Source organism: Pseudomonas sp. (assembly GCF_002796985.1).
Lineage (GTDB): Bacteria > Pseudomonadota > Gammaproteobacteria > Pseudomonadales > Pseudomonadaceae > Pseudomonas.
The window spans coordinates 1,084,403-1,107,019 of sequence record NZ_PEKX01000007.1 but is presented as its reverse complement, the minus strand read 5'-3'; the positions used below and the strand labels follow the sequence as shown (position 1 = coordinate 1,107,019).

General features: G+C 65.2%; 20 protein-coding genes. 8 read left to right on the top strand and 12 right to left on the bottom strand.

Annotation, left to right across the window (positions count from 1 at the left end; translation table 11 throughout):
- The first annotated feature begins 53 nt into the window (after positions 1 to 53).
- On the top strand, positions 54 to 494 hold the full coding sequence (locus CTR55_RS10915; protein ID WP_296286044.1) for a universal stress protein: 441 nt from the start codon (positions 54 to 56) through the stop codon (positions 492 to 494).
- A 64-nt stretch (positions 495 to 558) separates the two neighbouring features.
- On the opposite strand, the gene CTR55_RS10910 is transcribed toward CTR55_RS10915, so the two are convergent.
- Both CTR55_RS10910 and CTR55_RS10905 read right to left on the bottom strand, forming a co-directional pair.
- A complete protein-coding gene (locus CTR55_RS10910) occupies positions 559 to 1,245 on the bottom strand; it encodes a hypothetical protein (protein ID WP_296286043.1) in 687 nt (228 codons plus the stop codon).
- Between the two features lie 66 nt (positions 1,246 to 1,311).
- Positions 1,312 to 3,222 carry an ATP-binding cassette domain-containing protein gene (locus CTR55_RS10905; protein ID WP_296286042.1) on the bottom strand — a complete coding sequence of 637 codons (1,911 nt, stop codon included), beginning with the start codon at positions 3,220 to 3,222 and terminating at the stop codon, positions 1,312 to 1,314.
- Positions 3,223 to 3,432: 210 nt separating this feature from the next.
- On the opposite strand from CTR55_RS10905, the gene CTR55_RS10900 reads away from it, so the two are divergent.
- Together CTR55_RS10900 and CTR55_RS10895 are read left to right on the top strand one after the other, a co-directional pair.
- Positions 3,433 to 5,358 carry a transglycosylase SLT domain-containing protein gene (locus CTR55_RS10900; protein ID WP_296286040.1) on the top strand — a complete coding sequence of 642 codons (1,926 nt, stop codon included), beginning with the start codon at positions 3,433 to 3,435 and terminating at the stop codon, positions 5,356 to 5,358.
- Between the two features lie 59 nt (positions 5,359 to 5,417).
- Entirely contained in the window at positions 5,418 to 5,798 is a 381-nt protein-coding gene (locus CTR55_RS10895; RefSeq protein WP_296286038.1) for a lysozyme inhibitor LprI family protein, read from the top strand.
- A 178-nt stretch (positions 5,799 to 5,976) separates the two neighbouring features.
- On the opposite strand, the gene CTR55_RS10890 is transcribed toward CTR55_RS10895, so the two are convergent.
- Positions 5,977 to 6,786, bottom strand: a complete 810-nt coding sequence (locus CTR55_RS10890) for an MOSC domain-containing protein (protein WP_296286036.1) — start codon at positions 6,784 to 6,786, stop codon at positions 5,977 to 5,979.
- A 265-nt stretch (positions 6,787 to 7,051) separates the two neighbouring features.
- Between CTR55_RS10890 and CTR55_RS10885 the strand changes: the two genes are divergently transcribed.
- From CTR55_RS10885 to CTR55_RS10870, 4 genes are all read left to right on the top strand, one after another.
- Entirely contained in the window at positions 7,052 to 8,071 is a 1,020-nt protein-coding gene (locus tag CTR55_RS10885; protein ID WP_296286035.1) for an ABC transporter ATP-binding protein, read from the top strand.
- Between the two features lie 47 nt (positions 8,072 to 8,118).
- Entirely contained in the window at positions 8,119 to 8,970 is an 852-nt protein-coding gene (locus tag CTR55_RS10880; RefSeq protein ID WP_296286515.1) for an ABC transporter permease, read from the top strand.
- The gene (locus tag CTR55_RS10875) at positions 8,960 to 9,781 is read left to right on the top strand and encodes an ABC transporter permease (protein ID WP_296286033.1); all 822 of its coding nucleotides are present in this window, start codon (positions 8,960 to 8,962) and stop codon (positions 9,779 to 9,781) included. The genes CTR55_RS10880 and CTR55_RS10875 overlap by 11 nt, the downstream gene beginning before the upstream one ends.
- Positions 9,782 to 9,881: 100 nt before the next feature.
- Positions 9,882 to 11,306, top strand: a complete 1,425-nt coding sequence (locus tag CTR55_RS10870) for a gamma-aminobutyraldehyde dehydrogenase (protein WP_296286032.1) — start codon at positions 9,882 to 9,884, stop codon at positions 11,304 to 11,306.
- A gap of 147 nt (positions 11,307 to 11,453) precedes the next feature.
- Here the strand turns inward: CTR55_RS10870 and CTR55_RS10865 are convergent, their stop codons facing one another.
- The 6 genes from CTR55_RS10865 to CTR55_RS10840 all read right to left on the bottom strand — a co-directional run bounded on the left by CTR55_RS10865 (position 11,454) and on the right by CTR55_RS10840 (position 17,025).
- A complete protein-coding gene (locus CTR55_RS10865; protein WP_296286031.1) occupies positions 11,454 to 12,158 on the bottom strand; it encodes a type 1 glutamine amidotransferase in 705 nt (234 codons plus the stop codon).
- Between the two features lie 193 nt (positions 12,159 to 12,351).
- Positions 12,352 to 12,690: a ribonuclease E inhibitor RraB gene (locus CTR55_RS10860; RefSeq protein WP_296286030.1), complete on the bottom strand. Its 339-nt coding sequence runs from the start codon at positions 12,688 to 12,690 to the stop codon at positions 12,352 to 12,354.
- 289 nt (positions 12,691 to 12,979) lie between these two features.
- Positions 12,980 to 13,663: a hypothetical protein gene (locus CTR55_RS10855; protein ID WP_296286029.1), complete on the bottom strand. Its 684-nt coding sequence runs from the start codon at positions 13,661 to 13,663 to the stop codon at positions 12,980 to 12,982.
- A gap of 155 nt (positions 13,664 to 13,818) precedes the next feature.
- Positions 13,819 to 14,577: an SDR family oxidoreductase gene (locus CTR55_RS10850; RefSeq protein ID WP_296286027.1), complete on the bottom strand. Its 759-nt coding sequence runs from the start codon at positions 14,575 to 14,577 to the stop codon at positions 13,819 to 13,821.
- On the bottom strand, positions 14,574 to 15,566 hold the full coding sequence (locus CTR55_RS10845; protein WP_296286025.1) for an alpha/beta hydrolase: 993 nt from the start codon (positions 15,564 to 15,566) through the stop codon (positions 14,574 to 14,576). Before CTR55_RS10845 ends, CTR55_RS10850 begins: the two co-directional genes overlap by 4 nt.
- Positions 15,550 to 17,025, bottom strand: a complete 1,476-nt coding sequence (locus CTR55_RS10840) for an NAD(P)/FAD-dependent oxidoreductase (protein WP_296286022.1) — start codon at positions 17,023 to 17,025, stop codon at positions 15,550 to 15,552. Before CTR55_RS10840 ends, CTR55_RS10845 begins: the two co-directional genes overlap by 17 nt.
- A gap of 146 nt (positions 17,026 to 17,171) precedes the next feature.
- On the opposite strand from CTR55_RS10840, the gene CTR55_RS10835 reads away from it, so the two are divergent.
- The gene (locus CTR55_RS10835) at positions 17,172 to 18,188 is read left to right on the top strand and encodes an AraC family transcriptional regulator (protein WP_296286021.1); all 1,017 of its coding nucleotides are present in this window, start codon (positions 17,172 to 17,174) and stop codon (positions 18,186 to 18,188) included.
- Positions 18,189 to 18,207: 19 nt separating this feature from the next.
- Here the strand turns inward: CTR55_RS10835 and CTR55_RS10830 are convergent, their stop codons facing one another.
- The 3 genes from CTR55_RS10830 to speE all read right to left on the bottom strand — a co-directional run bounded on the left by CTR55_RS10830 (position 18,208) and on the right by speE (position 22,540).
- Positions 18,208 to 18,993 (bottom strand): sulfite exporter TauE/SafE family protein, encoded by a 786-nt coding sequence (locus tag CTR55_RS10830; RefSeq protein ID WP_296286019.1) that lies wholly within the window; start codon positions 18,991 to 18,993, stop codon positions 18,208 to 18,210.
- Positions 18,994 to 19,282: 289 nt separating this feature from the next.
- Entirely contained in the window at positions 19,283 to 21,358 is a 2,076-nt protein-coding gene (locus tag CTR55_RS10825; RefSeq protein WP_296286018.1) for an LTA synthase family protein, read from the bottom strand.
- 321 nt (positions 21,359 to 21,679) lie between these two features.
- Positions 21,680 to 22,540, bottom strand: a complete 861-nt coding sequence (gene speE, locus CTR55_RS10820) for a polyamine aminopropyltransferase (protein ID WP_296286016.1) — start codon at positions 22,538 to 22,540, stop codon at positions 21,680 to 21,682.
- Positions 22,541 to 22,617 lie beyond the last annotated feature (77 nt).

The window sequence follows — 22,617 nt, the reverse complement described above, 5'->3', positions numbered from 1 at the left end:
CACGGCCATTGGGGCCATACTGATTAATAACGAGTCCCCCGGAGGAGACGCTCATGCCCTACCAACACATTCTGGTCGCCGTCGACCTTACCGAAGAATGCGATCCGGTGATGAAGCGGGCGGTCGCACTGGCCAAGGCCAATGACGCCCGGCTCTCGGCGGTGCATGTGGTCGAGCCCATGGCCATGGCCTTCGGTGGCGACGTGCCAATGGACCTGTCGATGCTGCAACAGCAGCAGTTCGACCAGGCCAAGGAGCGACTGCACCAGTTCACCCTTACCTACGCCGAGATCACCGGCTCCCAATGTCACCTGGTCTACGGCCAGCCGCGCCAGGAAATCCACCGCCTCGCCGATGAGCAGGACTGCGACCTGATCGTCGTCGGTAGCCACGGCCGCCACGGCCTCGCTTTGCTGCTGGGCTCTACCGCCAACGACGTGCTGCACGGCGCGCCCTGCGACGTTCTCGCGGTACGCCTGCAGAAAACCAGCTGAGCCAACGGCTAGCTGAACCAACAGAGACAGACAGCGGGCCCTGATGGGCCCGCTTCGTTTCAGATCAGGCCCCGAGCATGTCCCCGCTCATCAGCAGCGGTCGCACCTTCTGCAACTGCGCCTCCAGCGAATAGCTCATGCTCGACGCCATGGAGAAGAAGCTGAGGAAAGCCTTCAGGTTCGAGTCGCCGTCACAGGTTTCGTGAATGCGCTGCCAGAACGCCTGGTTCACCAGCTGCAACTGCTGGAACTGCTTCACCAACCCCTTCAGCTCCCAGTCCGCATGTCGCCCTTCGCGGAAGTTGAAATACTGGCGCATCAGATACAGCGACACCGCGCGCAGGATGAACTCCTGGTTGCTGGCGAATGGCAGGTGCTGCTGCGCCATCGGCTTGAGCCTGCCCAACAGCGGGCAGGCGCTGGTGGCCATGATCACACCCAACAGCGCCCGCAGCCCCTCTTCCAGCCCGGCGTGCTTGACGTACTCACGCTCTGGCGTACGGACCTGTATCGCGACCTTCTTGAAGGCCGGCAAACCACGGAAATCCTCGATCACCCGGTGCAGGTCCACCGCCGCAGGGCAATGGCTGTGCTGCCCGGGGTTCAGCGGGCAGTTACTGCAACGGTTGTAGTCCAGGAGCGTCCAGCGCGGCGCCTCGGCGGCGACCTGCGGGTCGTAGTGGCGCTCCAGTTCGATGCGATAGCTGAACTCGTGCTCATCATCCAGGGTGATGCGGTACTCGATTGCCATTCGGCCATCCCTAACAGTCTTTGATCAGCGATTCGCACACACAGACACATCACCGGACCGAACGGATCACTTTTCCAGCTCGGCCCAGCGCTCGATCAACTGGTCCAACTCCCCCTGCAGCGAACCCAGGCGCTCCAGAACCGCCTGCGCTTCGTTCGGCGGACGCTGGTAGAAATCCGACGACGCGGTTTCTGCTTGCAGCGCGGCCATCTCCGCCTCCAGGGCGTCGATCTGCCCGGGGATGGCTTCCAGTTCACGCTGCAGCTTGTAGCTCAGCTTCTTCTTCGGCGCCGCTTCCACCGGCGCACTCACAGCCGCCGGTTGCTCGGGAGCCGGCGCAGCGGCAGGCTTGTCGCCCTTTTCCTCGCCGACACCGAGCAGCTTCGGCGAGCCGCCCTGGCGCAGCCAGTCCTGGTAGCCGCCGACGTATTCGCGCACACGCCCTTCACCTTCAAACACCAGGGTGCTGGTCACCACGTTGTCGAGGAAGGCCCGGTCGTGGCTGACCATCAGCACGGTGCCATCGAAGGTCAGCAGCACCTCTTCGAGCAGCTCCAGGGTTTCCACGTCCAGGTCGTTGGTCGGTTCGTCCAGTACCAGCAGGTTGGACGGCTTGCTGAAGAGCTTTGCCAGCAACAGGCGTGCCCGTTCACCACCGGAGAGCGCCTTGACAGGGGTGCGCGCACGCTGCGGGGAGAACAGGAAGTCGCCCAGGTAGCTGAGCACGTGGCGATTCTGCCCGTTGATGGTGATGAATTCGCGACCTTCGGAAATGTTGTCGATGACGGTCTTTTCCGGCTCCAGCTGGTGACGCAACTGGTCGAAATAAGCCACTTCCAGTCGGGTACCTTCCTTCACGCTGCCGGAAGTCGGCTGCAGGTCGCCCAGCAGCAGCTTGAGTAGCGTGGTCTTGCCGGTACCGTTAGCACCCAGCAGACCGATACGGTCGCCGCGCTGCAGCACCAGGGAGAAATCACGGATCAGCGCCGGGCCGCCCGGATGAGCGAAACCGGCTTTCTCGACGACAATCACCTGCTTGCCGGACTTCTCCGCCGTCTCCATCTGGAAACTGGCCTTGCCCTGGCGTTCACGGCGCTCGGCGCGCTCGTTGCGCATGGCCTTCAATGCACGCACGCGGCCTTCGTTACGGGTACGGCGGGCCTTGATGCCCTGACGAATCCACACTTCTTCCTGGGCCAGGCGCTTGTCGAACAGCGCATTGGCTGCCTCTTCCGCCGCCAGTTCCTGTTCTTTATGCGCGAGGAAGCTGGCGTAGTCGCCGTTCCAGTCGATCAGGTGGCCGCGGTCCAGTTCGAGGATGCGGGTTGCCACGGCCTGCAGGAAGGCACGGTCGTGGGTGATGAACAGCACGGCGCCGGGGTAGTCGGCCAGGGCGTTTTCCAGCCAGGCGATGGCGCCGATGTCCAGGTGGTTGGTCGGTTCGTCCAGCAGCAGCAGGTCGGGTTCGGCGACCAGCGCCTGGGCCAGCAGCACGCGGCGGCGCCAGCCACCGGAGAGCTCGGCGAGAGTCTTGTCGGCCGGCAACTGCAGGCGGCTCAGGGTGGTGTCCACCAGTTGCCCCAGGCGCCAGCCGTCACGGGCTTCGAGGTCCTGCTGGACGTGCGCCAGCTTGTTCAGGTCCTCTTCGCTTTCGATATGCATGCTCAGGTGGTGATAGCGCGCCAGCAGCTCACCCACCTCGGCCAGGCCTTCGGCGACGACGTCATAGACCGTACGGTCATCTGCGCGCGGCAACTCCTGCGGCAGCTCACCGATCTTCAGCGAGGGCGCACGCCAGATCTCACCGTCGTCGGCCTTCTGCTCGCCCTTGACCAGCTTGAGCATGCTCGACTTGCCGGTACCGTTGCGGCCAATGACGCACACCCGCTCACCCCGAGCGATCTGCCAGGACACCTTATCCAGCAGCGGAGTGGTGCCAAAGGCGAGGGACACGTCGGTGAACTTGAGCAGGGTCATGAGAGCATCTTCCGTAAAACTGGGCGCGCAGTTTAAGGGAAAGCGCGGAAAAGTCAGAGGGGGTCGGACAAAGTGCCGAGGCGAGACATTCGTCCGCCTTTGAGCCAGGCGCCCGTGGTGGCGCTTTCGCCCCGCGCGCGCAACAGGCTAAGCTACCCGGCAGCGGGCGCGCGCCCTCCAGCGCCCACCGATCATCTTCCCGGAAGAGCCATGCGCGGTCGCCTTTTCTCACTGTTTTCCTGCCTGATCCTCAGCCTGTCCGCTTCGACAGCCAACGCAGCGTCCCTGCCTCAGCAGCGCCAGATGTACGACGAGGCGCAGAAAGCACTGGCGCGGGGCGACAGCAGCCCTTACTTCAGCTATCAATCGGCACTGGCCGATTATCCGCTGCAGCCGTACCTGGCCTACGACGAACTGACCAGCCGCCTGAAAAGCGCGAGCAACGCCGAGATCGAGCGTTTCATCGAGCAGCACGGCGATCTGCCGCAGATCAACTGGCTGAAACTGCGCTGGATGCGCCAATTGGCGGATCGAGGCGACTGGAACACCTTCGTTCGCTATTACGATCCGAAGATGAATTTCACCGAGCTGGACTGCCTTTACGGCCAATACCAGCTGGGCCACGGCAACAAGGCCGAGGGCTACGCCACCGCGGAGAAACTCTGGCTGGTGGGCAAGCCGCAGCCCGACGCCTGCGACACCACCTTCGCGATGTGGCAGGCCGACGGTCAGCTTACCGAGGAAAAAGTCTGGAAGCGCCTGAAGCTCGCGGCCGAGAAAGGCAACTACAGCCTCGCCACGGTGCTCTCCAAGCGTCTGCCGACCCTCGGCAGCCAGGGCACGCTGATGGTCAACGTGGCGCAGAACCCCGCACAGCTGAGCCAGACCACCCGCTTCGGCGCCCGCGACCACGCCACCGCCGACGTCGTTGGCCTGGGCCTGCGCCGGCTGGCCAAGCAGGACCCGGAGAAGGCCATCAACCTGCTGGACTACTACAGCTCGGTGCTGCCCTTCTCCAGCGACGAGAAAGTCTCCATCGCCCGCGAGATCGGCCTGAGTCTGGCGCGCCGCTACGATCCACGCGCCTTGCCGATGATGGTCAAGTACGACCCGCAACTGCGTGATGACACCGTCACCGAATGGCGCCTGCGCCTGTTGCTGCGCCTGGGCCGCTGGGAAGACGCTTACGAGCTGACCCGCGCGCTGCCACCGTCACTGGCCGAAACCAACCGCTGGAAGTACTGGCAGGCGCGTTCGCTGCAACTGGCGCAGCCACAGAACAAGCAGGCCATCAGCCTGTACCAGCCGGTGGCGGGCGAGCGTGATTTCTACGGTTTCCTCGCCGCCGACCGGATCAATGCGCCCTATCAGTTGAACAACCGCCCGGTCTCGCCGGACGCGGGAACGATGCAGCGCGTGCGCAACGCCCCGAGCACTCGCCGCGCTCTGGAGTTCTACGCCCGTGGCGAGATCATCAACGCCCGCCGCGAGTGGTACAACGCCGCCCGGCACCTGAGTCACGACGAACTGCTGGCCCAGGCCAAGATCGCCTACGACATGCAGTGGTACTTCCCGGCGATCCGCGCGATCAGCCAGGCCAAGTACTGGGACGACCTGGATATCCGCTTCCCCATGGCCTACCGCAACACCCTGGTGCGCGAGGCACGCAACCGCGGCCTGCATTCGAGCTGGGTGTTCGCGATCACCCGCCAGGAAAGCGCCTTCATGTCCGATGCGCGCTCCGGCGTCGGCGCCACCGGCCTGATGCAGCTGATGCCGGCCACCGCCAAGGAAACCTCGCGCAAGTTCGGCATTCCGCTGGCCTCGCCGCAGCAGCTGATCGTGCCGGACGTGAACATCCAGCTCGGTGCCGCGTACCTGAGCCAGGTGCACGGCCAGTTCAACGGCAACCGCGTGCTCGCCACCGCCGCCTACAACGCCGGCCCCGGCCGTGTGCGCCAGTGGCTGAAGGATGCGCGCCACCTGGCCTTCGACGTCTGGGTCGAGACCATTCCGTTCGACGAAACCCGCTCCTACGTGCAGAACGTGCTGTCCTATGCGGTGATCTACGGGCAGAAGCTCAACGCACCGCAGCCCATCGTCGACTGGCACGAACGCTTCTTCGACGAGCTTTGACTCCCCCGCCCGGCACTTGCCGGGCGGTCTTCATCTCCCCAAGGAAAAAGGAAGTTCCCATGCGCAAGACCGTGCTGTCCCTGACTGCCCTGGCCACAGGCCTGCTGAGCACCGACCTGGCCCTCGCCGCCTGCGAGAAGCCGCGCAACGCCTTCGACAGCGTGTACTGCCTGAGCACCGAGTACGCCCAGGTCGACCGCGAGCTGAACAATGAATTCGGCACCCTGCGCAAGATGCTCAACGATGGCCAGAAGGCCGCGCTGAAGAAAAGCCAGATCGCCTGGATCAAGGACCGCGACGCCCAGTGCAGCTACGAGCGCGACGGCGGCTACTTCGTCAACCTGCAGTGCGCCGTGGACAAGACTAATGAGCGTCTGGCTGTGCTGCGCGAGCGTGAACGCGAGTGCCAGAGCACCGGCTGCGTCGACGCCAAGCTGTAACGCGCCGACGGCGTACAACCGCGAGCGGTTGTACGCCCTGCCGCTACCTGTAGGAGCAAGCTTGCTCGCGAACAGATTTTCCGGCGGCACAGGCGTCAGGCGGGTTCGCGAGCAAGCTCGCTCCTACAAATGCCCTCAATGTTGGGGCCGGGATGCGCCTATCTGCCCTGGCTGCACGCTACTCCAGAACTTCCACGTCCATGCCTACCCGCAGCGCTCCGCTGTTCAGGGCGATCAGGTTCTGGCCGAACAGCGCCTCGCCATTGACGTTGCGGTAGCCCAGCAAGGTCGCCAGCGGCTCGCGGGCGGCATCACGTTCGCCGGTGTGCGGGTCGATGGTGGTGAGGATGCAGCGCGAACAGGGTTTGGCGACCTTGAAGGTGACCTCGCCAATGCGGATGAGCTTCCAGCTGTCTTCGGCGAAAGGTGCTGCGCCGGCCACCACCAGGTTCGGGCGGAAGCGCAGCATTTCCAGCGGGCGGCCGACCTTGGCCGACAGATCGTCCAGCGAGCCCTGGCCGATCAGCAGTAGCGGGAAGCCGTCAGCGAAATGCACGTGCTCGCCGGGTTCGGCGTAGGCGGTATCGACCTGACGCGCACGTTGCTCGGGCATCTGCACCAGGCGCACGTCGCGACCGAGGAATGTGCTCAGCCATTGCGCGGCTTCATCGCCGGCATCCGGCACCTGCAACGTGTCGCGCCAGATCAGCACCCCGCGCAGATCGTCGTCACGGCCCGGCACGCTCACCAGCAGGTCATCCATGCCCGGCGCGCGCAGGCGCAAGGCGGCGAAATCATCCTGCCAGCGCGCCTCGATGCGGCCCATCTGCGGCAGCAGGCGCTGGGTCAGGAAGCGGCCGTTGGCAGCCTCTACCACCATCCAGCGTCGATCCCCCTCCAGGCCCAGAGCGTCCAGGCGGACGGCCTCCAGGGGCTCGTAGGCGGTGGATTTGACCGGGTAGCGGTAGAGCTCACTCAGGCTGTACATCGGTGGCTTCCTTTCATGCGGGCGAAAGCGACCTTATACGGGGTAGAACAGGCGTCTAGCAATGGCTTCGCAAAGGCCAAACCAGGACGGTAGGAGCGAGGGGGACGCCTGGTTCTTGCTCGCGAACCAGCCTCCGTTGCGGGGCTGCTAGCGAGCCCCCTTCGGCCCTACGAAGAGCACGGATGCCTCCGGCACGCAGAACAGGCGCTCCGCCTTCCATGCGCTACCTTTTCTGATGCAGCCCCACCATTCAGGTAGCAGCAGCATGACCACAGCCGTCCAGTTCACTGACGTGAGCCGTCACTACGGCGACGTGCGCGCCGTCGACAAGGTGTCCATCGAGATTCGCGACGGCGAGTTCTTCTCCATGCTCGGCCCCTCCGGCTCGGGCAAGACCACCTGCCTGCGGCTGATCGCCGGCTTCGAGCAACCCACTGCCGGCTCCATCCGCATCCACGGCCACGAGGCCGCCGGCCTGCCGCCCTACGAGCGCGACGTGAACACGGTGTTCCAGGACTACGCGCTGTTCCCGCACATGAACGTGCTGGACAACGTCGCCTACGGCTTGAAGGTGAAGGGCGTGGCCAAGGCCGAGCGCTATAACCGCGCCGAAGAGGCCCTGGGCATGGTCGCCCTGGCCGGCTACGGCAAGCGCAAGCCGGCGCAGCTCTCCGGCGGCCAGCGCCAGCGCGTCGCCCTGGCCCGCGCCCTGGTCAATCGTCCACGCGTGCTGCTGCTGGACGAACCCCTGGGCGCGCTGGACCTGAAGCTGCGCGAGCAGATGCAGGTGGAGCTGAAGAAGCTGCAGCGGCAGCTCGGCATCACCTTCATCTTCGTCACCCACGACCAGAGCGAAGCACTGTCCATGTCCGACCGCGTGGCAGTGTTCAACAAGGGTCGCATCGAACAGGTCGACACTCCCGACAACCTCTACCGCCGCCCTGCCACGCGCTTTGTCGCCGAGTTCGTCGGCACCGCCAACGTACTGCGCGGCGACCTCGCGCAACGCCTGCTGGGTGAGTCACGCCCACACTCGCTGCGCCCCGAGCACGTGCGCTTCGGCCATGCTGGCGAGGGTGAGCTGGAAGTCAGCGGCACGCTGTTCGACGTGCAGTACATGGGCGCCAGCAGCCGCTACGAGATCGAACTGGAAAACGGTGTACGCCTGGTCGCCGCCCTGCCCAATGGCGAGCGCGAGGAGCAGCGGCCGAAACCGGGTGACACGGTCACCGCCTGCTGGGCACGCAGCGCGCTGGTGCCGCTGCTCGAGGAGCCGGCGCCGTGAGGGCGATCTCCAGCTTCCTCTACCGGCGCAGCACGCTCTACCTGCTGATGCTGCTGATCCCGCCGCTGCTGTGGTTCGGGGTGATCTACATCGGCTCGCTGTTCGCCCTGCTCTGGCAGAGCTTCTACACCTTCGACGACTTCACCATGGCGGTGACGCCGGATCTGACCCTGGCCAACTACCAGGCCCTGTTCAACCCGGCCAACTACGACATCGTCCTGCGCACCTTCAGCATGGCGATTGCCGTGTCGTTGGCCAGCGCTATCCTCGCCTTCCCCATCGCCTACTACATGGCGCGCTACGCCGGGCCCAAGGAAAAGGCCTTTTTCTACATCGCCGTGATGCTGCCGATGTGGGCCAGCTACATCGTCAAGGCCTACGCCTGGACAGTGATCCTGGCCAAGGGCGGCATCCTCTACTGGGTGATCGAGCACCTGCACCTGCTCGGCCTGCTGGACCTGCTGCTGCAAGTGCCGGGCGTGGGCGGCAACACGCTGTCCACCTCGCACCTGGGCCGCTTCTGGGTGTTCACCTACGTCTGGCTGCCGTTCATGATCCTGCCGATCCAGGCCGCCCTGGAACGCCTGCCGCCGACGCTGCTGCAAGCCTCGGCGGACCTCGGCGCGCGCCCGCGGCAGACCTTCTTCCAGGTGATCCTGCCGCTGGCCTTCCCCGGCGTGGTGGCCGGCTCGATCTTCACCTTCAGCCTGACCCTGGGCGACTTCATCATCCCGCAGCTGGTGGGCCCCAGCGGGCTGTTCATCGGCACCATGGTCTACGTGCAGCAGGGCGCGGTGGGCAACATGCCGCTGGCGGCGGCCTTCACCCTGGTGCCCATCGTGCTGATCGCCGTCTACCTGTCCATCGCCAAGCGGCTGGGGGCCTTCGATGCGCTCTGACACACACTCCACGGACCGCCCCTCCTGGCTCTTGCGCCTGGCCGCCTGGGGCGGGCTGCTGTTCCTGCACTTCCCGATCCTGGTGATCCTGCTCTACGCCTTCAATACCGAAGAGTCGGCCTACAGCTTCCCGCTGCAGGGCTTCACCCTGAAGTGGTTCAGCATCGCCTTCGGGCGCGGCGACGTACTCGACTCCATCTGGCTGTCGGTGAAGATCGCCTGCGTGGCCACGCTGATCGCCATGGTCCTCGGCACCCTGGCCGCCGGCGCGCTGTATCGCCGCGACTTCTTCGGCAAGGAAAGCATCTCGCTGATGCTGATCCTGCCCATCGCCCTGCCCGGCATCATCACCGGTATCGCCCTGCTGTCGGCGTTCAAGACGCTGGGAATCGAGCCGGGCTTCCTGACCATCATCATCGGCCACGCGACCTTCTGCGTGGTGATCGTCTACAACAACGTCATCGCGCGCTTCCGCCGCACCTCGTTCAGCCTGATCGAGGCGAGCATGGACCTGGGTGCCGACGGCTGGCAGACCTTCCGCTACATCATCCTGCCGAACATCGCCACGGCGCTGCTCGCCGGCGGCATGCTGGCCTTCGCCCTGTCGTTCGACGAGATCATCGTCACCACCTTCACCGCCGGCCACGAGCGCACCCTGCCGCTATGGCTGCTCAACCAGCTGAGCCGCCCGCGCGACGTACCCGTCACCAACGTCGTCGCCATGCTGGTGATGCTCGCCACCATGTTGCCGATCCTCGGCGCCTACTACCTGACGCGCGGCACCAGCGACGTGGCGGGGAGCGGGAAATGACCGGCATTTTGCCAAGCACCCTCACCCCAACCCTGGCTACGCGCCCCGCTCCGAAGGGAGAGGGTTGGGGTGAGGGGAACCCATTGAAGGAGGAGCTCCCATGCAAACCAAACTCCTGATCAACGGCCAGTTCGTCGCCGGCGAAGGCGCCCCGCTGGATATCCTCAACCCATCCACTGGCACGGTGATCGGCCAGATCGCCGAAGCCAGCGAAGCCCAGGTGGACAGCGCCGTGCGCGCCGCCAACGCAGCCTTCGACAGCTGGTCGCAGACCGCGCCGAAAGACCGCGCCCTGCTCCTGCTGCGTCTGGCCGACCGCATCGAGGAACATGCCGAGGAGCTGGCCCGGCTGGAGTCGGACAACTGCGGCAAGCCCTACGCCGCCGCGCTGAACGACGAGATCCCGGCCATCGCCGACGTGTTCCGCTTCTTCGCCGGCGCCTGCCGCGTGCTGCCCGGCTCCGCCGCTGGGGAATACATTCCCGGCTTCACCTCGATGATCCGCCGCGACCCGGTGGGCGTAGTCGCCTCCATCGCACCGTGGAACTACCCGCTGATGATGGCCGCGTGGAAGCTCGGCCCGGCGCTGGCCGCCGGCAACTGCGTGGTGCTCAAGCCTTCGGAGCAGACGCCACTGACCGCCCTGCGGCTGGCCGAATTCATCGCCGAGCTGTTCCCCGCCGGCGTGGTCAACCTGGTCTTCGGCCGTGGCCCGACGGTGGGCGCGCCGCTGGTGAGCCATGACCTGGTGCGCATGGTTTCGCTGACCGGCTCGGTGGGCACCGGCAAGGCCATCATCAAGAGCGCGGCCGACAGCGTGAAGCGCCTGCACATGGAATTAGGCGGCAAGGCGCCGGTGATCGTCTTCGACGATGCCGACCTGGAAGACGTGATCGCCGGCATCCGCACCTTCGGCTTCTATAACGCCGGGCAGGATTGCACCGCTGCGTGCCGCATTTACGCCGGCAAGAAGGTCTACGACAACTTCGTCGCCGACCTGGCCAGCGCAGTATCGAGCCTCAAGACCGGTTTACAGAACGACCCGAACACCGAACTCGGCCCGCTGATCACTGCCGCTCAGCGCGACCGCGTCGCCGGCTTCGTCGAACGTGCCAAGGCCAGCCCGCACATCCAGATCGCTACCGGCGGCAAGGTGGTCAGCGGCAACGGCTTCTTCTACGAACCGACGGTGGTGGCCAACGCCCAGCAGGACGACGAGATCGTCCGCCGCGAAGTGTTCGGCCCGGTGGTCTCGGTGACGCCGTTCAGCGATGCGGACGAGGCGGTGCGCTGGGCGAACGACTCGGACTACGGCCTCGCCTCGTCGGTGTGGACGAAGGACGTCGGCCGCGCCTCACGGGTGGCGGCGCGGCTGCAGTACGGCTGCACCTGGGTGAATACCCATTTCATGTTGTGCAGCGAAATGCCCCACGGCGGCTTCAAGCAGTCCGGCTACGGCAAGGACCTGTCCATGTACGGCCTGGAGGACTACACCGTGGCGCGGCACATCATGTTCAAGCATTGAGCCAGGAAGACGTGCTTTACCTGTAGGAGCGAGGGAGACGCCATCGTTACTGCTCGCGAGCGAATTGGCCGGCGCCTCCGGAGCTGGGCAGTTCGCGAGCAAGCTCGCTCCTACGAAGAGCATCGCACCCGACACAACCTCGCGGGATCAGACCAACCCGGCCAGCTTCAGCCAATGGCTGTAGAAACCTTCCGCCACGCGGTTCATCGCCGCGACCTTCTGCGGCAGGTCGGCCAGCATCACCCCTGCGCTTTCCTGGCTCGGCTGGCTGGGGTCCTGGTATTCCGGGAAGCCATTGACCCAGCCGCTGACCAACTCCTCGGTCATCTCCGGATGGCCCTGCAGGCCAAGGATGCGCTCGCCGAAGCTGAAGCCCTGGTTCTCGCACCATGGGCTCGACAGCAAGCGGGTGGCGCCTTCGGGAATATCAAAGGTATCGCCATGCCACTGGTAGATAGGGAACTCCTCGGGCAGGTGCGCCAGCCACGGGCTCTGCCCTTCCTGACGACGCATCGGCTGCCAGCCCATCTCGGTGTACGGCAGTTGGTGGATGTCGGCGCCCAGCGCCTTGGCCAGCAACTGGCCGCCCAGGCAGTGGCCGATCATTGGCACATCGCGCTCGATGAAACGACGGATCGCGGAGACTTCATCGCGCAGCCACTGCAGGTCGTCGTTCACGCTCATGGGGCCGCCCATGATGGCAACGGCTTTCGGCCGCTCCAGGTCGTAGCCTTGCAGCTCGCCCAGGTCGACGCGACGTACGTCGAACGGCAGTTGCAGACGGTCGAGCAGCGCGCCCAGATGGCCGGGCGGGCAGAAATCGACATGGGTCAGGATCAGGATATCGGTCATGGTCACCTCCGCGCGGCAGTCTGCCGCATCGGTGGCGATGAAGAAACCTGGCGTGTCCGCAAGCTTGTCCTTGCACCACTGCCGCCCAGGCTTGGCTGACCCTGCAAAAAAAACGCGCCGCCACTGCTGGCGACGGCGCGCGTTCTGCTTTGCGGAGCGGGCCGTCGGGTGACGGCTCAACGACGTATTGCGATCAACGCAGGGAAGTGACCTCCTGTGTCACGCCCCAACCATCGAGAATACCGCCCAGTGGCACCACGACTTCCTCAAGGTCGTGCTCGAAATCGCCGATGGCGGCGTGGGTGGCGAACATCACCTTGCTGATCTGCAGGTTCCAGCTGCCGTCATCACGGGCTTCGACCTGGGTTCTCAGCGACTCGCCGCGAAACTGCCGGGCAGCTTTGCGGGCGTTCTGTTCATCGGAAAAGATGGCGAAAAAATCGATGGGATGAATGCGAGCGAAATCGAAGCCACCTTCCTTCATCCGGCGCAACACGTTGACGCTGATATCCTCCGAGAGGGGCTTTTCCATGGTACGCACCTCCTGTCGAGACGTTCAGAGTGTATTCCCCGCCAACGAACACGCCCTGCGAGGGCGTATTCCGGGCACTTCAGTGTGCCGCCAGGAAACGTCATTTAACGCAACGTCCCCCGAAATGGTGGCCAACTCCGCCGAACGCGCCGAGCGGCGCAACGGAATTCCCCGGCCACATTTCTCAGCGTAGCGTCTGCAGGCGCGGCCTGCCGCTCCTTTGACGCTCAGGGCCGCCCAGCGGCGACAGGCGGCAGCCAAGCGGCGCGGGCCGCAGCCTCCAGCAGGTTTACCCGCCCAGCGCCAGGCAGATTCCCGTCATCGCCACGCCCAGAGCGGTGAAGCCAACAGCCCCCTGCCAGGGCCTGCCACCCGCCCAGTGCGCCAGCAGCCAACCCAGGCCGAACATCAACAGCAAACCCGTGGCCTGTGCCAGACGCAGCGCCAGTACGTCATTCGGAACGAAGACCAGCGGCAGGATGATCGGCAAGGTCGCGACGAAGGTATGCCCGGCCAGAATCAGCCACGCGAGCCAATGTTCGCGACCCAGGCTCGGTGTGTCTCCAGTGCCCAGCAACGATTTCAGCAGACTCTGCCGCAGGCGCTGGACGTCGGTCCTCTGCATGTGATCCACCACTGGGTCAGGCAGGAAGCCCCGCAGGCCCTCGCGAAAGCTTTCTTCATCTCCCGACTGACGCAACGCGCGTAGTCCGGCATGACGGTGCTCGCGGTCCACGCGCATGCCCACCAGCGTCATGAGGGCGTCGACGATGCCCCAGGCCAGGTTGCAGCCCAGCGCCGCCAGCACCAGTTGCTCCCGGCCAGCACCGCCCGCCGCGGTGGGAATGACCGTAATGATGGTCAGCGCCATGATCACCCCGAAGGCGACCTCGCTGAGGCGGTCGAACGGGTCGGTCAGATCGTTCCAGGCCTTGTTCCAGGCGGCTTTCCAGGAAAGACGCAATTGCTCCACGAATCTGGCTCCTTCACTGCGTTGTCGCTCTGGCCGTCAGGTGGCCAGGGCGGGTTTCCAAGCACGCAGTCTATAGGGAGCGATCAATGCGAGCCTTGCCAAAACGCATCAGTGCGCGCGGAGCTGAAAGGAGCGTGAACGCTCGTGCGCCGTACTCAACGGCTCAGCCAGGCCATCACCCAGCGATTGATCGCCGGCGGCGACAGCTGGCCGGACCAGTACATGGCGCGGAACATCGCACCGATGGGCCGGTGCACACCGCCGCTCTGCGCCTGGCGCCACGCGGCCTGGGCGATATCCTCGGCCACCAGGGTCACGCCCAGCCGGCGCAGCACCGGTGGCTCGACCGTCTGGCTGGCAACCATCGGCGTGCGTACGAAGGGCGGCATCAGGTCGGCGACTCGGATGCCCAGCTCGCGCCACTCCAGCTCCAGCGCTTCGGTCAGCCCACGCACGGCAAACTTCGACGCCGAATAGCTGGCCATCTGCGGCACGCCATAGAGCCCGGAGGCCGAGCCCATGTTCAGCACCTGCGCACCAGGCGTGCGCTTGAGGTACGGCAACGCGGCATAGCAGCAGTTGAGTACGCCCTGCACGTTGATGGCGATGATGCGGTTGTGCTCGGCCAGGCTGATGTCCTCGAAGCGGCCAAAGCGCAGGATGCCCGCGCAGTTGAACAGCAGCCGCAGGTGACCATCGTGGGCTTGCGCAAACTCGCGCACTGCCGCCGCTACCGCCTCGGCATCGGTGACGTCCAGCGCTCGCTGCCAGGCGCCGCCCAGTTCGGACGCCAGCGCCGCCAGCGGCTCGGGATTCAGGTCGATCAGGCCGACGCGCCAGCCGCGCTGGTGGAACAGTTTTGCGGTGGCGGCGCCGATGCCCGAGGCCGCCCCGCTGATCAGGATGGTGTTCATCGTGGCGTTCCTTGCTCAAGGACGGATTGCATGACGGCGGGTTGCCGATGCCCTGCTTGCAAATGACTGGCAAGAAAATTGGCAACGTCCTGCAAGGCGCGATCCGCCACATCCAGCAGGCCGGCATGGGCCTGGAACACATGCCAGCAACCGGGGAAGCGTTGCAGTTGCACGGTATTGCCGTAGCGCCGCGCGGCATCGACGAAGCGCAGGCTGTCGTTGCGCAGTACCTCGTCCTCACCGACCTGAATCAGCAACGGCGGCAAACCGCTGAGATCAGCGTGCAGCGGTGACAGCTGGGCGTCTGCGCGGGGCACGCCCGGCGGGCAGAACATCTCCATGGCACTGTCCATCCAGGCGCGGGTGATCAGCGGGTCGCCCGCCGCCGGTGCGTGCAGGTGCCCGGCGGAGAGATCAGTCACCGGCGAGAAGGTCACCAGCGCGCCCGGCGCCGGCAACCCCTGGGCCTTGGCTTCCAGCGCCAGTTGCAGGGTCAGGTGACCACCGGCGGAATCCCCGGCCACCGCAATGGCATGGGCAGGAATGCCCTTGTCCAGTAGTGCGCGATAGGCCGCCACGGCGTCTTCGCGCTGGGCAGGGAAACGGTGCTCGGGGGCCAGCCGGTAGTCGATCACCCAGACTTCTGCACCGCAGCGCCGCGCCAGATTGGCGGTGATCGCCCGGTGCGTGGCCGGCGAGCCGATCAGGTAGGCGCCGCCATGCAGGTAGAGGATCACCCTGCCCGTGCCGACACCTTGCGGCCGCCAGACTTCGACAGGCAAGCCGCCCAGTGTCGTCTGCTCACGGTGTACGCCGCGCGGCGTCAGCGTGGCTGCCGTCAACCCGCGCAGCAGGGCGCGCTGCGCCTTCACCGGCAATTGCGGGCCCATCAGCCCACGGAACAGCAAGGTGAGTGTGCCGCGCAGGGTGGCGGTGAGGATTTTCTGGCGTGCCGACAGCGGCACCTGGGGTTCAACGGATGCAGTCATAGTCGGCGAACTCCGGCTGACGGGTCTGTTGGCGATAACGGAAGGTGAAGCCCGGCCAGTTGACGGTGTTGCGCCCACTGGCGGTCTTGTACCAGCTGCTGCAGCCGCGCTCCCAGATGGTGTGCTGCAGGTCGTGCTGCAGCTGGCGGTTGAAGCCCTGCTGCGCCTGTGGCTTGAGGTCCAGGTACTTCAGGCCCTCGCGCTGGATCCGCTGCAGGCAGCCGAGCACGTAGGGGAACTGGCTCTCCAGCATGTAGATGATGGAGTTGTGCCCCAGGTTGGTATTCGGCCCATAGAGAATGAAGAAGTTGGGGAAGCCGCTGACGCTGATGCCCTTGTAGGCTTCGGCGCCGTCGCTCCAGGCCTGGTTCAGCTCGCGCCCGGCAAGACCGGTGATGCGCATCGGCGCCAGGAACTCGGTGGCGGCGAAGCCGGTACCGTAGATGATCGCGTCCACCGGATGCCGCACACCGTCGCGGGTGACGATGGCGTCCGCGGTGACCTCGCGGATACCGGTGTCCACCAGCTTCACATTGCTGCGCGCCAGTGCCGGATAGTAGTCGTTGCTGATCAGGATGCGCTTGCAGCCCATGGGGTAATCCGGTTGCAGCCGCGCGCGCAGTTGTGGATCGCTGATGCTCTTGCGCAGATGCAGATGGAAGCTGATCCGCATGAGTTTCATCATCGGCGGGAACACCGTGAAGGCCAGCGCACGCGCCTCGTGCTGGATGTACTTGAGACCACGGTCCAGACGCTGCAACCACGGCAGACTGGCCTTGATGCGGCGCTCCCAGTCGGCGTAGGGGCGGTCCGGTTTGGGGATCACGTAGGCGGCACTGCGCTGAAACAGCAGCAGCTCGGCCACTTTAGGAGCGATCTGCGGGACGAACTGGATGGCGCTGGCGCCGGTGCCGACCACCGCGACACGCTTGCCCTCCAGCGGCGCGGCGTGGTCCCACTGCGCAGAGTGGAAGGCCTTGCCCTGGAAGCGCTCGATGCCCGGCAATGTCGGGATCAGCGGGCGACTCAGTTGGCCGAGGGCGCAGACCAGCGACTGAACGCGCAACTCCTCGCCGTCGGCGCAGGTCACCCGCCATTCGCCGGCCGCTTCGTCGAAGCTCGCCTCACGCACTTCGCAGTTGAAGCGGATGCGCTCGCGCAGCCCGTACTTGTCGGCGCAGTGCCGCGCGTAGTCGAGAATCTCCGCCTGCGGCGCGAACTTGCGCGACCAGTCGGCCTTGGGTTCGAAGGAGAAGGAATACAGGTGCGAAGGCACATCGCAGGCGGCGCCCGGATAGACGTTCTCACGCCAGCAGCCGCCAACATCGGCAGCCTTCTCGAGGATCAGGAAGTCCTGGATGCCGGCTTTCTGCAAGCGGATCGCCAGGCCCAGGCCGGCGAAGCCGGCACCGATGATCAGCACGCGCGGGGCGGCCGATCGACGGGATGGTGTTGTCATTGTTGTGCTCCCGGTTTCGAAGTCCGCACAGCGGCGGATGACACCATCCTAGTGCGACTTCCCACGACGGGTTATGGCATAGTCGGACATAAAATTGTGACTTTCGGTCACCCCTGATTTTCGGTCATTTGAAAGCCGAGGTTCCAATGCCTGCCACCCCACCCTGGTCGCCCCGGCGCAGCGCCATCAGCGTGCAGCTCATGACCCAGTTCGGCCTCGACCATGGCATGACCCTGGAACAGTGCCTGGACGGCACCGGGCTGGATATCCGCGTGCTCGCCGACCCTGGCGCCGAGGTGGAAGCCGCACAGGAGCTGGAGCTGCTGCGCAACATCAACCGGCAGATCGGCCAGCGCCCCGGCATCGGGCTCAAGGCCGGCTTGCGCTATCACCTCAATACCTATGGCATCTGGGGCTTCGCCCTGCTCAGCAGCTCGACCTTCCTCAGCGCGGCGCACCTGGGTCTGCGCTATCTGGACCTGACCTACGCCTTCCACCGCATGACGCTGGAGGAACACGACGGTGAAGCGCACCTGGTGCTGGACGATTCTGCCGTACCGGAGGACCTGCGCAACTTCCTCATCGACCGCGACGGCGGCGGCGTGCTACGCATCCAGCGCGACCTGACCAACCAGCCGCCGCCGATTCGCCAGGCGCTGTTCCGCCGCGAGAGACCGGCCGACTTGCAGCCCTATATTGATGAACTGGGAGTGACGCCACTGTTCGGCCAGGCGGAAAACCGCATCGTCTTCGACAGCCGCATCCTGGAGATGCCACTGCCAGGCGCCAACCCGGAAGTGGCACGACGCTGCGAGGAACAATGCCGCGCCCTGCTCGCCCGGCGTCAGGTGCGCACCGGTTTGTCCGGGCAGATCCGCGACCGCCTGCTGGGCACGCCGGGGCGGTTGCCGGACATGGAGCAACTGGCGGACGAGCTGCACATGACCTCGCGCACGCTGCGGCGCCGGCTGGAAACCGAGGGCAGTAGCTATCGCGCCTTGCTGGACGAGGTGCGCCAGGCGCTGGCCGAGGAGTTGCTGGCCACCGGGGCGATTCGCCTGGAGGAGATTGCCGAGCGGCTCGGCTATGGCGAGGCGTCGAACTTCATTCACGCCTTCCGCCGCTGGAAAGGCGTGACGCCGGGGCGCTTCCGCCGCGGCTGAGCGTCAGGCAAACGAGCGCTTAGAAGACCAGCTTGTAGCCGATCATCGCCAGCATCACAGCCAGGCACGGACGCAGCACGCCGTCCGGAATGCGCCCGGCCAGGTGGCTACCGACGTAGATGCCCGGCAGCGAGCCGATCAGCAGGTAGCCCAGCAGGCCCCAGTCCATGTTGCCCATGCTGGCGTGGCCGAGGCCGGCGACCAGGGTCAGGGGCACGGCGTGGGCAATCTCGGTGCCGACCAGACGGCGGGTAGCGAGGAAGGGGTAGAGGATGAACAGCGCCACGGTACCCAGCGCGCCAGCGCCGATGGAAGTCAGCGCAACCATCGCACCGAGGATCACGCCGGTGAGTACGGTGAACGCGTTCAGCTTCGGGCCACTGAAGTGGAAGCTGTCGCCGGCATGGCGCTGGGCGAAGGCCAGCACCTGCTTCTTGAACAGCACGGCCAGCGCGGTGAGCAACAGCACGACACCCAGGGCGTTCTTGATCACGGCATTCATCGCCGCGGTATCGGTGTGCAGGCTGTGCAGGAACAGCAGCGTCAGCGCCGCCGCCGGGACGCTGCCCAGGGCCAGCCAGCCGGTGATGCGCCAGTCGATGTTGTCGTTCTTGCGGTGAACCAGGACGCCGCCGGACTTGGTAATGGCGGCATAGAGCAGGTCGGTGCCCACCGCGGCAGCGGGGTTGATACCGAACCAGAGGAGAATCGGCGTCATCAGCGAGCCGCCGCCGACACCAGTCATTCCAACGATAAAGCCAACGACAAGACCCGCGATTACGAAACCGATATTGCCAACTTCCATCTACGCGTCCTGACTGGCGAAACTGATCACCTCGTGGTGTGGGCGGCAGGATAACGACTTTTTTTATAACCCATTAGATCGATGTGGTCTTACTTTATAACTGCTTCTTGCCTGTTTTTCGCTTATCCACTCCTACGCCAAGGCTCTGGCAAGCTGCTTTCCCTGCAGGAGCGAGCTTGCTCGCGAACCAGGCCGTGGCACTGTCGCCAAAGCTGTTCTCAAGCAAGCTCGCTCCTGCGAAGAGCCAAAGAAAAAGGGGCCCGAAGGCCCCTTTTCACTTACCACTCGATCACTTCGCGTCAGGCTTGCCGTCCACGACGCCAGCGGTGTTGTCCAGCAGGCTCTTGGTTGCGGTCTGGATGAAGGACTCCAGGCGAACGCGCAGGCTTTCCTGGTCGGTCGCGCCGTCCACGCGCTTGACGCCGAAGTCACTGCCCAGCTTGTAGTCGTAGACGCGGATGTCGCCTTCCTTGGGGCGGATCAGGATGCGGTTGCCGGAAATCACGGCAACCACCTGCTCGCTGCCCGACGGCTTGATCACGCCGATGCCCTTGTCGCCGGCCGGCAGGTTCAGCAAGTCACGGCCCCAGCACTGGTGGCGCACTTCGCCGCCGAGGCGACCCATGATGGTCGGCACGATGTCGATCTGGGTGCCGACGGTATCGCGAGTAGCACCGAACTTTTCCTGGATGCCCGGAGCGATCAGCAGCAGCGGCACGTTGAAGCGGAACAGGTCCATCTCGGTCAACTGCTCGGGGCTGCCGAAACCATGGTCGCCGACGACCACGAACAGGGTGTCCTTGTAGTACGGCGACTTCTTCGCCTTCTCGAAGAACTGCCCCAGCGCCCAGTCGGAATAACGCATGGCGGTCAGGTGCTCGTCGAGGCTGCCGTTACCGGTCACGCGCTCCACCGGCAGGTCCTTGGGCAGTGCGTAGGGCACGTGATTGGACAGGGTCTGCAGCAGTGCGTAGAACGGCTTGCCGGTGGCTTCGAGCTTGTCCAGCTCCTCGTTGCCGCGAGCGAACATGTCCTGGTCGGACACGCCCCAGGTCGGGTCGGAGAACACCGGATTGACGAAGTCGTTGCGGCCAATGAACGAGGTCATGCCCTGGTTGGCGAAGAAGCCGGACTGGTTGTCCCAGGCGAAGTCGCCGTTGTAGACGTAGACGTCCTCGAACTTGCGCGCCGACAGCAGTTGCGGCAGGCCGGAGAACTTGTGGCCACCCTCGGGCGTCTGCATCAGGTACTCGAAGCCCGGCAGGTTGGGGAAGCACGCCATGGTGGCGAACATGCCCTGGTGGGTGTGGGTGCCGTTGGAGAAGTACTGGGTGAACAGCAGCCCGTCCTTGCTCAGCTTGTCGAAGTACGGCGTGATGTTGCCCTTGCCGCCCAGCGCGCCGACGTAATGGCCGGCGAAGCTTTCCATCAGGATCACCACGACGTTCTTGATCGGCAGCGTGCCATCGGCCGGCGGGGTGTAGTCGCGGCGCACGGCGGCATCGTCGGCGTCGACCAGCTTGTCGTCCGGCATCACCAGCATCTTGCGCACCACGTCGCGCGCCTGGTCCACCGGCAGGGTGGCTTTCCAGATGTTGTCGCGGTCTTCGGAGAAGCGGCTCTCGGCGGCCTTGATCAGGCTCAGGGTGCCGTTCAGGCCGAGCTGGTTGGCGAACATCGAATCGGTGGTGAAGGCATCGCCCCAGCGCAGCGGCGGGCCCTGGCGCAGGGTGCCGCGAGCGGCCACCACGCAGAGCACGATCACCACCAGCATCACGGCCACGCGGATGTACCAGGCGGCGGCGGAGGGACCGGAAGCCTCCGGACGGGTTGCGCGGTCAATGCCGCGGAACAGCAGGTACAGAATCCAGGTGGCGAAGGCCCAGGCCAGCAGGTAGCGGACCACCGGGTAGCCGTACCAGATCATGCTCATGACCGTCTTCGGGTCTTCGGACATGTACTGGAACACCAGGCTGTTCAGGCGCTGGTGGAACTCGCGGTAGAAGTCCATCTCCAGCACGCCGAGGAACAGCGTGATGCTCGCGGCGACCGTCAGCCAGGTCTTCCACAGCCAGCGCCAGCCCATGGCGCGCACGCTGGCGATGGCGAACACCAGCGGGGCGACGATGTAGACCACGGCGCGGATGTCGAAGCGCATGCCGGTGATGAAGGCTTCGACGAAGGTGGACGCCGGGGTGCTGCCGATCAACTCGCGGTTATAGATGAGCAGCGCCACGCGCAGCAGGGAGAACATCACCATCAGCGCAACGACGCTGAGCGCGGTGAACGCCAGGTGGCTGGACAGGGTCGGCCGCGTGAGGCTCGCACCGGTCTGGCGATTGGTCAGGACTTCTGATTGGCCCATTTCTTGGTTCCGTTGTGAACGTTCAGGGTTCGAAGGAGCGTCGCCATGGCCGGGCAGAAGGACTGCCCGCGCGAGCGTGAAAGGCTGCGGCATTACACCGCAAAAGCAGCGGCGTCGCATTCTATTGTGCGCGCCTTAAGCCGGCATTAAGCCTGGCCGGGGATTCGTTTCGAGATGATGCAAGTGTGATCCGGCCCAGCTGGGACCACCTGACGGCGGGCATAGTGCCGGGCGGCCTGTGAAGAAAATGTTCCGATGGGCGGGAAATCCGGGCATTACTCCCCTGCCCGCCGCGCGAGGAGCGCGACGGGCAGCAGCGGATCAGTCGTTGGCCGGCTTGCCGATGGCCTGCAGCACGTACTGCGGCAGGGCGAAGGCGCCCTGGTGGATGGCGGGATTGTAGTAGCGGGTCTGGATGCCGCTGGCGGCGAAACGCTGGGCCAGGGTGGCCACGTCGACCTTGCGCAGCGCCGGGTTGGTCGAGCCCCAGGCGAAGGTCATCGAGCCGCCGATATAGGTCGGCACGGCCGCCTGGTAGAAGTGCCAGTCGGCGAACAGGCCGTTCATGCGGCCGGCGGTGTTGCGCACAGTGTCCAGCTGCATGAACGGCGTGCCGTTCTGGGTCACCAGCACGCCGCCTTCGTTCAGGCAGCGGTGGCAGGCCTGGTAGAAGTTCTCCGAAAACAGCACCTCGCCCGGGCCGATCGGGTCGGTGGAGTCGGAGATGATCACGTCGAACTTCTCGGTGGTGGTGGCGACGAAGCGCATGCCGTCATCGATCACCAAGCTCAGCCGCGGATCGTCGAAGGCGCCCTGGGAATGGTTGGGCAGGAATTCCTTGCACATGTCGACCACGGTGCCGTCGATCTCGACCATGGTGATGTGCTCAACGCTGGCGTGCTTGGACACCTCGCGCAGCATGCCGCCGTCGCCGCCGCCGATGATCAGCACGCGCTTGGCCGCGCCATGGGCGAGGATCGGCACGTGGGTGAGCATCTCGTGGTAGATGAACTCGTCGGCCTCAGTGGTCTGGATCACGCCGTCCAGCGCCATCACCCGGCCCATGCGGGCATTCTCGAAGATCACCAGGTGCTGGTGCTCGGTGCGCACCTCGTGGAGCATCCTGTCGACGCTGAAACGCTGGCCATAGCCGTCGTAGAGGGTTTCCTGGTAATCGTGCATGCGCTGGGCTCCCGTCGGGACAAGACACTAGGAGGGGACGGCCGGGCCGCCCCGAAAGAGGCGCGCATTCTACGTGC

Bases quoted from the DNA above. Each gene is read 5' to 3' on its own strand.
- CTR55_RS10875 (WP_296286033.1), top strand. From the start codon at position 8,960: ATGCGCTCTGACACACACTCCACGGACCGCCCCTCCTGGCTCTTGCGC.
- CTR55_RS10865 (WP_296286031.1), bottom strand. From the start codon at position 12,158: ATGACCGATATCCTGATCCTGACCCATGTCGATTTCTGCCCGCCCGGC.
- speE (WP_296286016.1), bottom strand. From the start codon at position 22,540: ATGCACGATTACCAGGAAACCCTCTACGACGGCTATGGCCAGCGTTTC.
- CTR55_RS10910 (WP_296286043.1), bottom strand. From the start codon at position 1,245: ATGGCAATCGAGTACCGCATCACCCTGGATGATGAGCACGAGTTCAGC.
- CTR55_RS10845 (WP_296286025.1), bottom strand. From the start codon at position 15,566: ATGACTGCATCCGTTGAACCCCAGGTGCCGCTGTCGGCACGCCAGAAA.
- CTR55_RS10905 (WP_296286042.1), bottom strand. From the start codon at position 3,222: ATGACCCTGCTCAAGTTCACCGACGTGTCCCTCGCCTTTGGCACCACT.
- CTR55_RS10835 (WP_296286021.1), top strand. From the start codon at position 17,172: ATGCCTGCCACCCCACCCTGGTCGCCCCGGCGCAGCGCCATCAGCGTG.
- CTR55_RS10890 (WP_296286036.1), bottom strand. From the start codon at position 6,786: ATGTACAGCCTGAGTGAGCTCTACCGCTACCCGGTCAAATCCACCGCC.
- CTR55_RS10885 (WP_296286035.1), top strand. From the start codon at position 7,052: ATGACCACAGCCGTCCAGTTCACTGACGTGAGCCGTCACTACGGCGAC.
- CTR55_RS10840 (WP_296286022.1), bottom strand. From the start codon at position 17,025: ATGACAACACCATCCCGTCGATCGGCCGCCCCGCGCGTGCTGATCATC.
- CTR55_RS10880 (WP_296286515.1), top strand. From the start codon at position 8,119: ATGCTGCTGATCCCGCCGCTGCTGTGGTTCGGGGTGATCTACATCGGC.
- CTR55_RS10850 (WP_296286027.1), bottom strand. From the start codon at position 14,577: ATGAACACCATCCTGATCAGCGGGGCGGCCTCGGGCATCGGCGCCGCC.
- CTR55_RS10830 (WP_296286019.1), bottom strand. From the start codon at position 18,993: ATGGAAGTTGGCAATATCGGTTTCGTAATCGCGGGTCTTGTCGTTGGC.
- CTR55_RS10870 (WP_296286032.1), top strand. From the start codon at position 9,882: ATGCAAACCAAACTCCTGATCAACGGCCAGTTCGTCGCCGGCGAAGGC.
- CTR55_RS10825 (WP_296286018.1), bottom strand. From the start codon at position 21,358: ATGGGCCAATCAGAAGTCCTGACCAATCGCCAGACCGGTGCGAGCCTC.
- CTR55_RS10900 (WP_296286040.1), top strand. From the start codon at position 3,433: ATGCGCGGTCGCCTTTTCTCACTGTTTTCCTGCCTGATCCTCAGCCTG.
- CTR55_RS10915 (WP_296286044.1), top strand. From the start codon at position 54: ATGCCCTACCAACACATTCTGGTCGCCGTCGACCTTACCGAAGAATGC.
- CTR55_RS10860 (WP_296286030.1), bottom strand. From the start codon at position 12,690: ATGGAAAAGCCCCTCTCGGAGGATATCAGCGTCAACGTGTTGCGCCGG.
- CTR55_RS10895 (WP_296286038.1), top strand. From the start codon at position 5,418: ATGCGCAAGACCGTGCTGTCCCTGACTGCCCTGGCCACAGGCCTGCTG.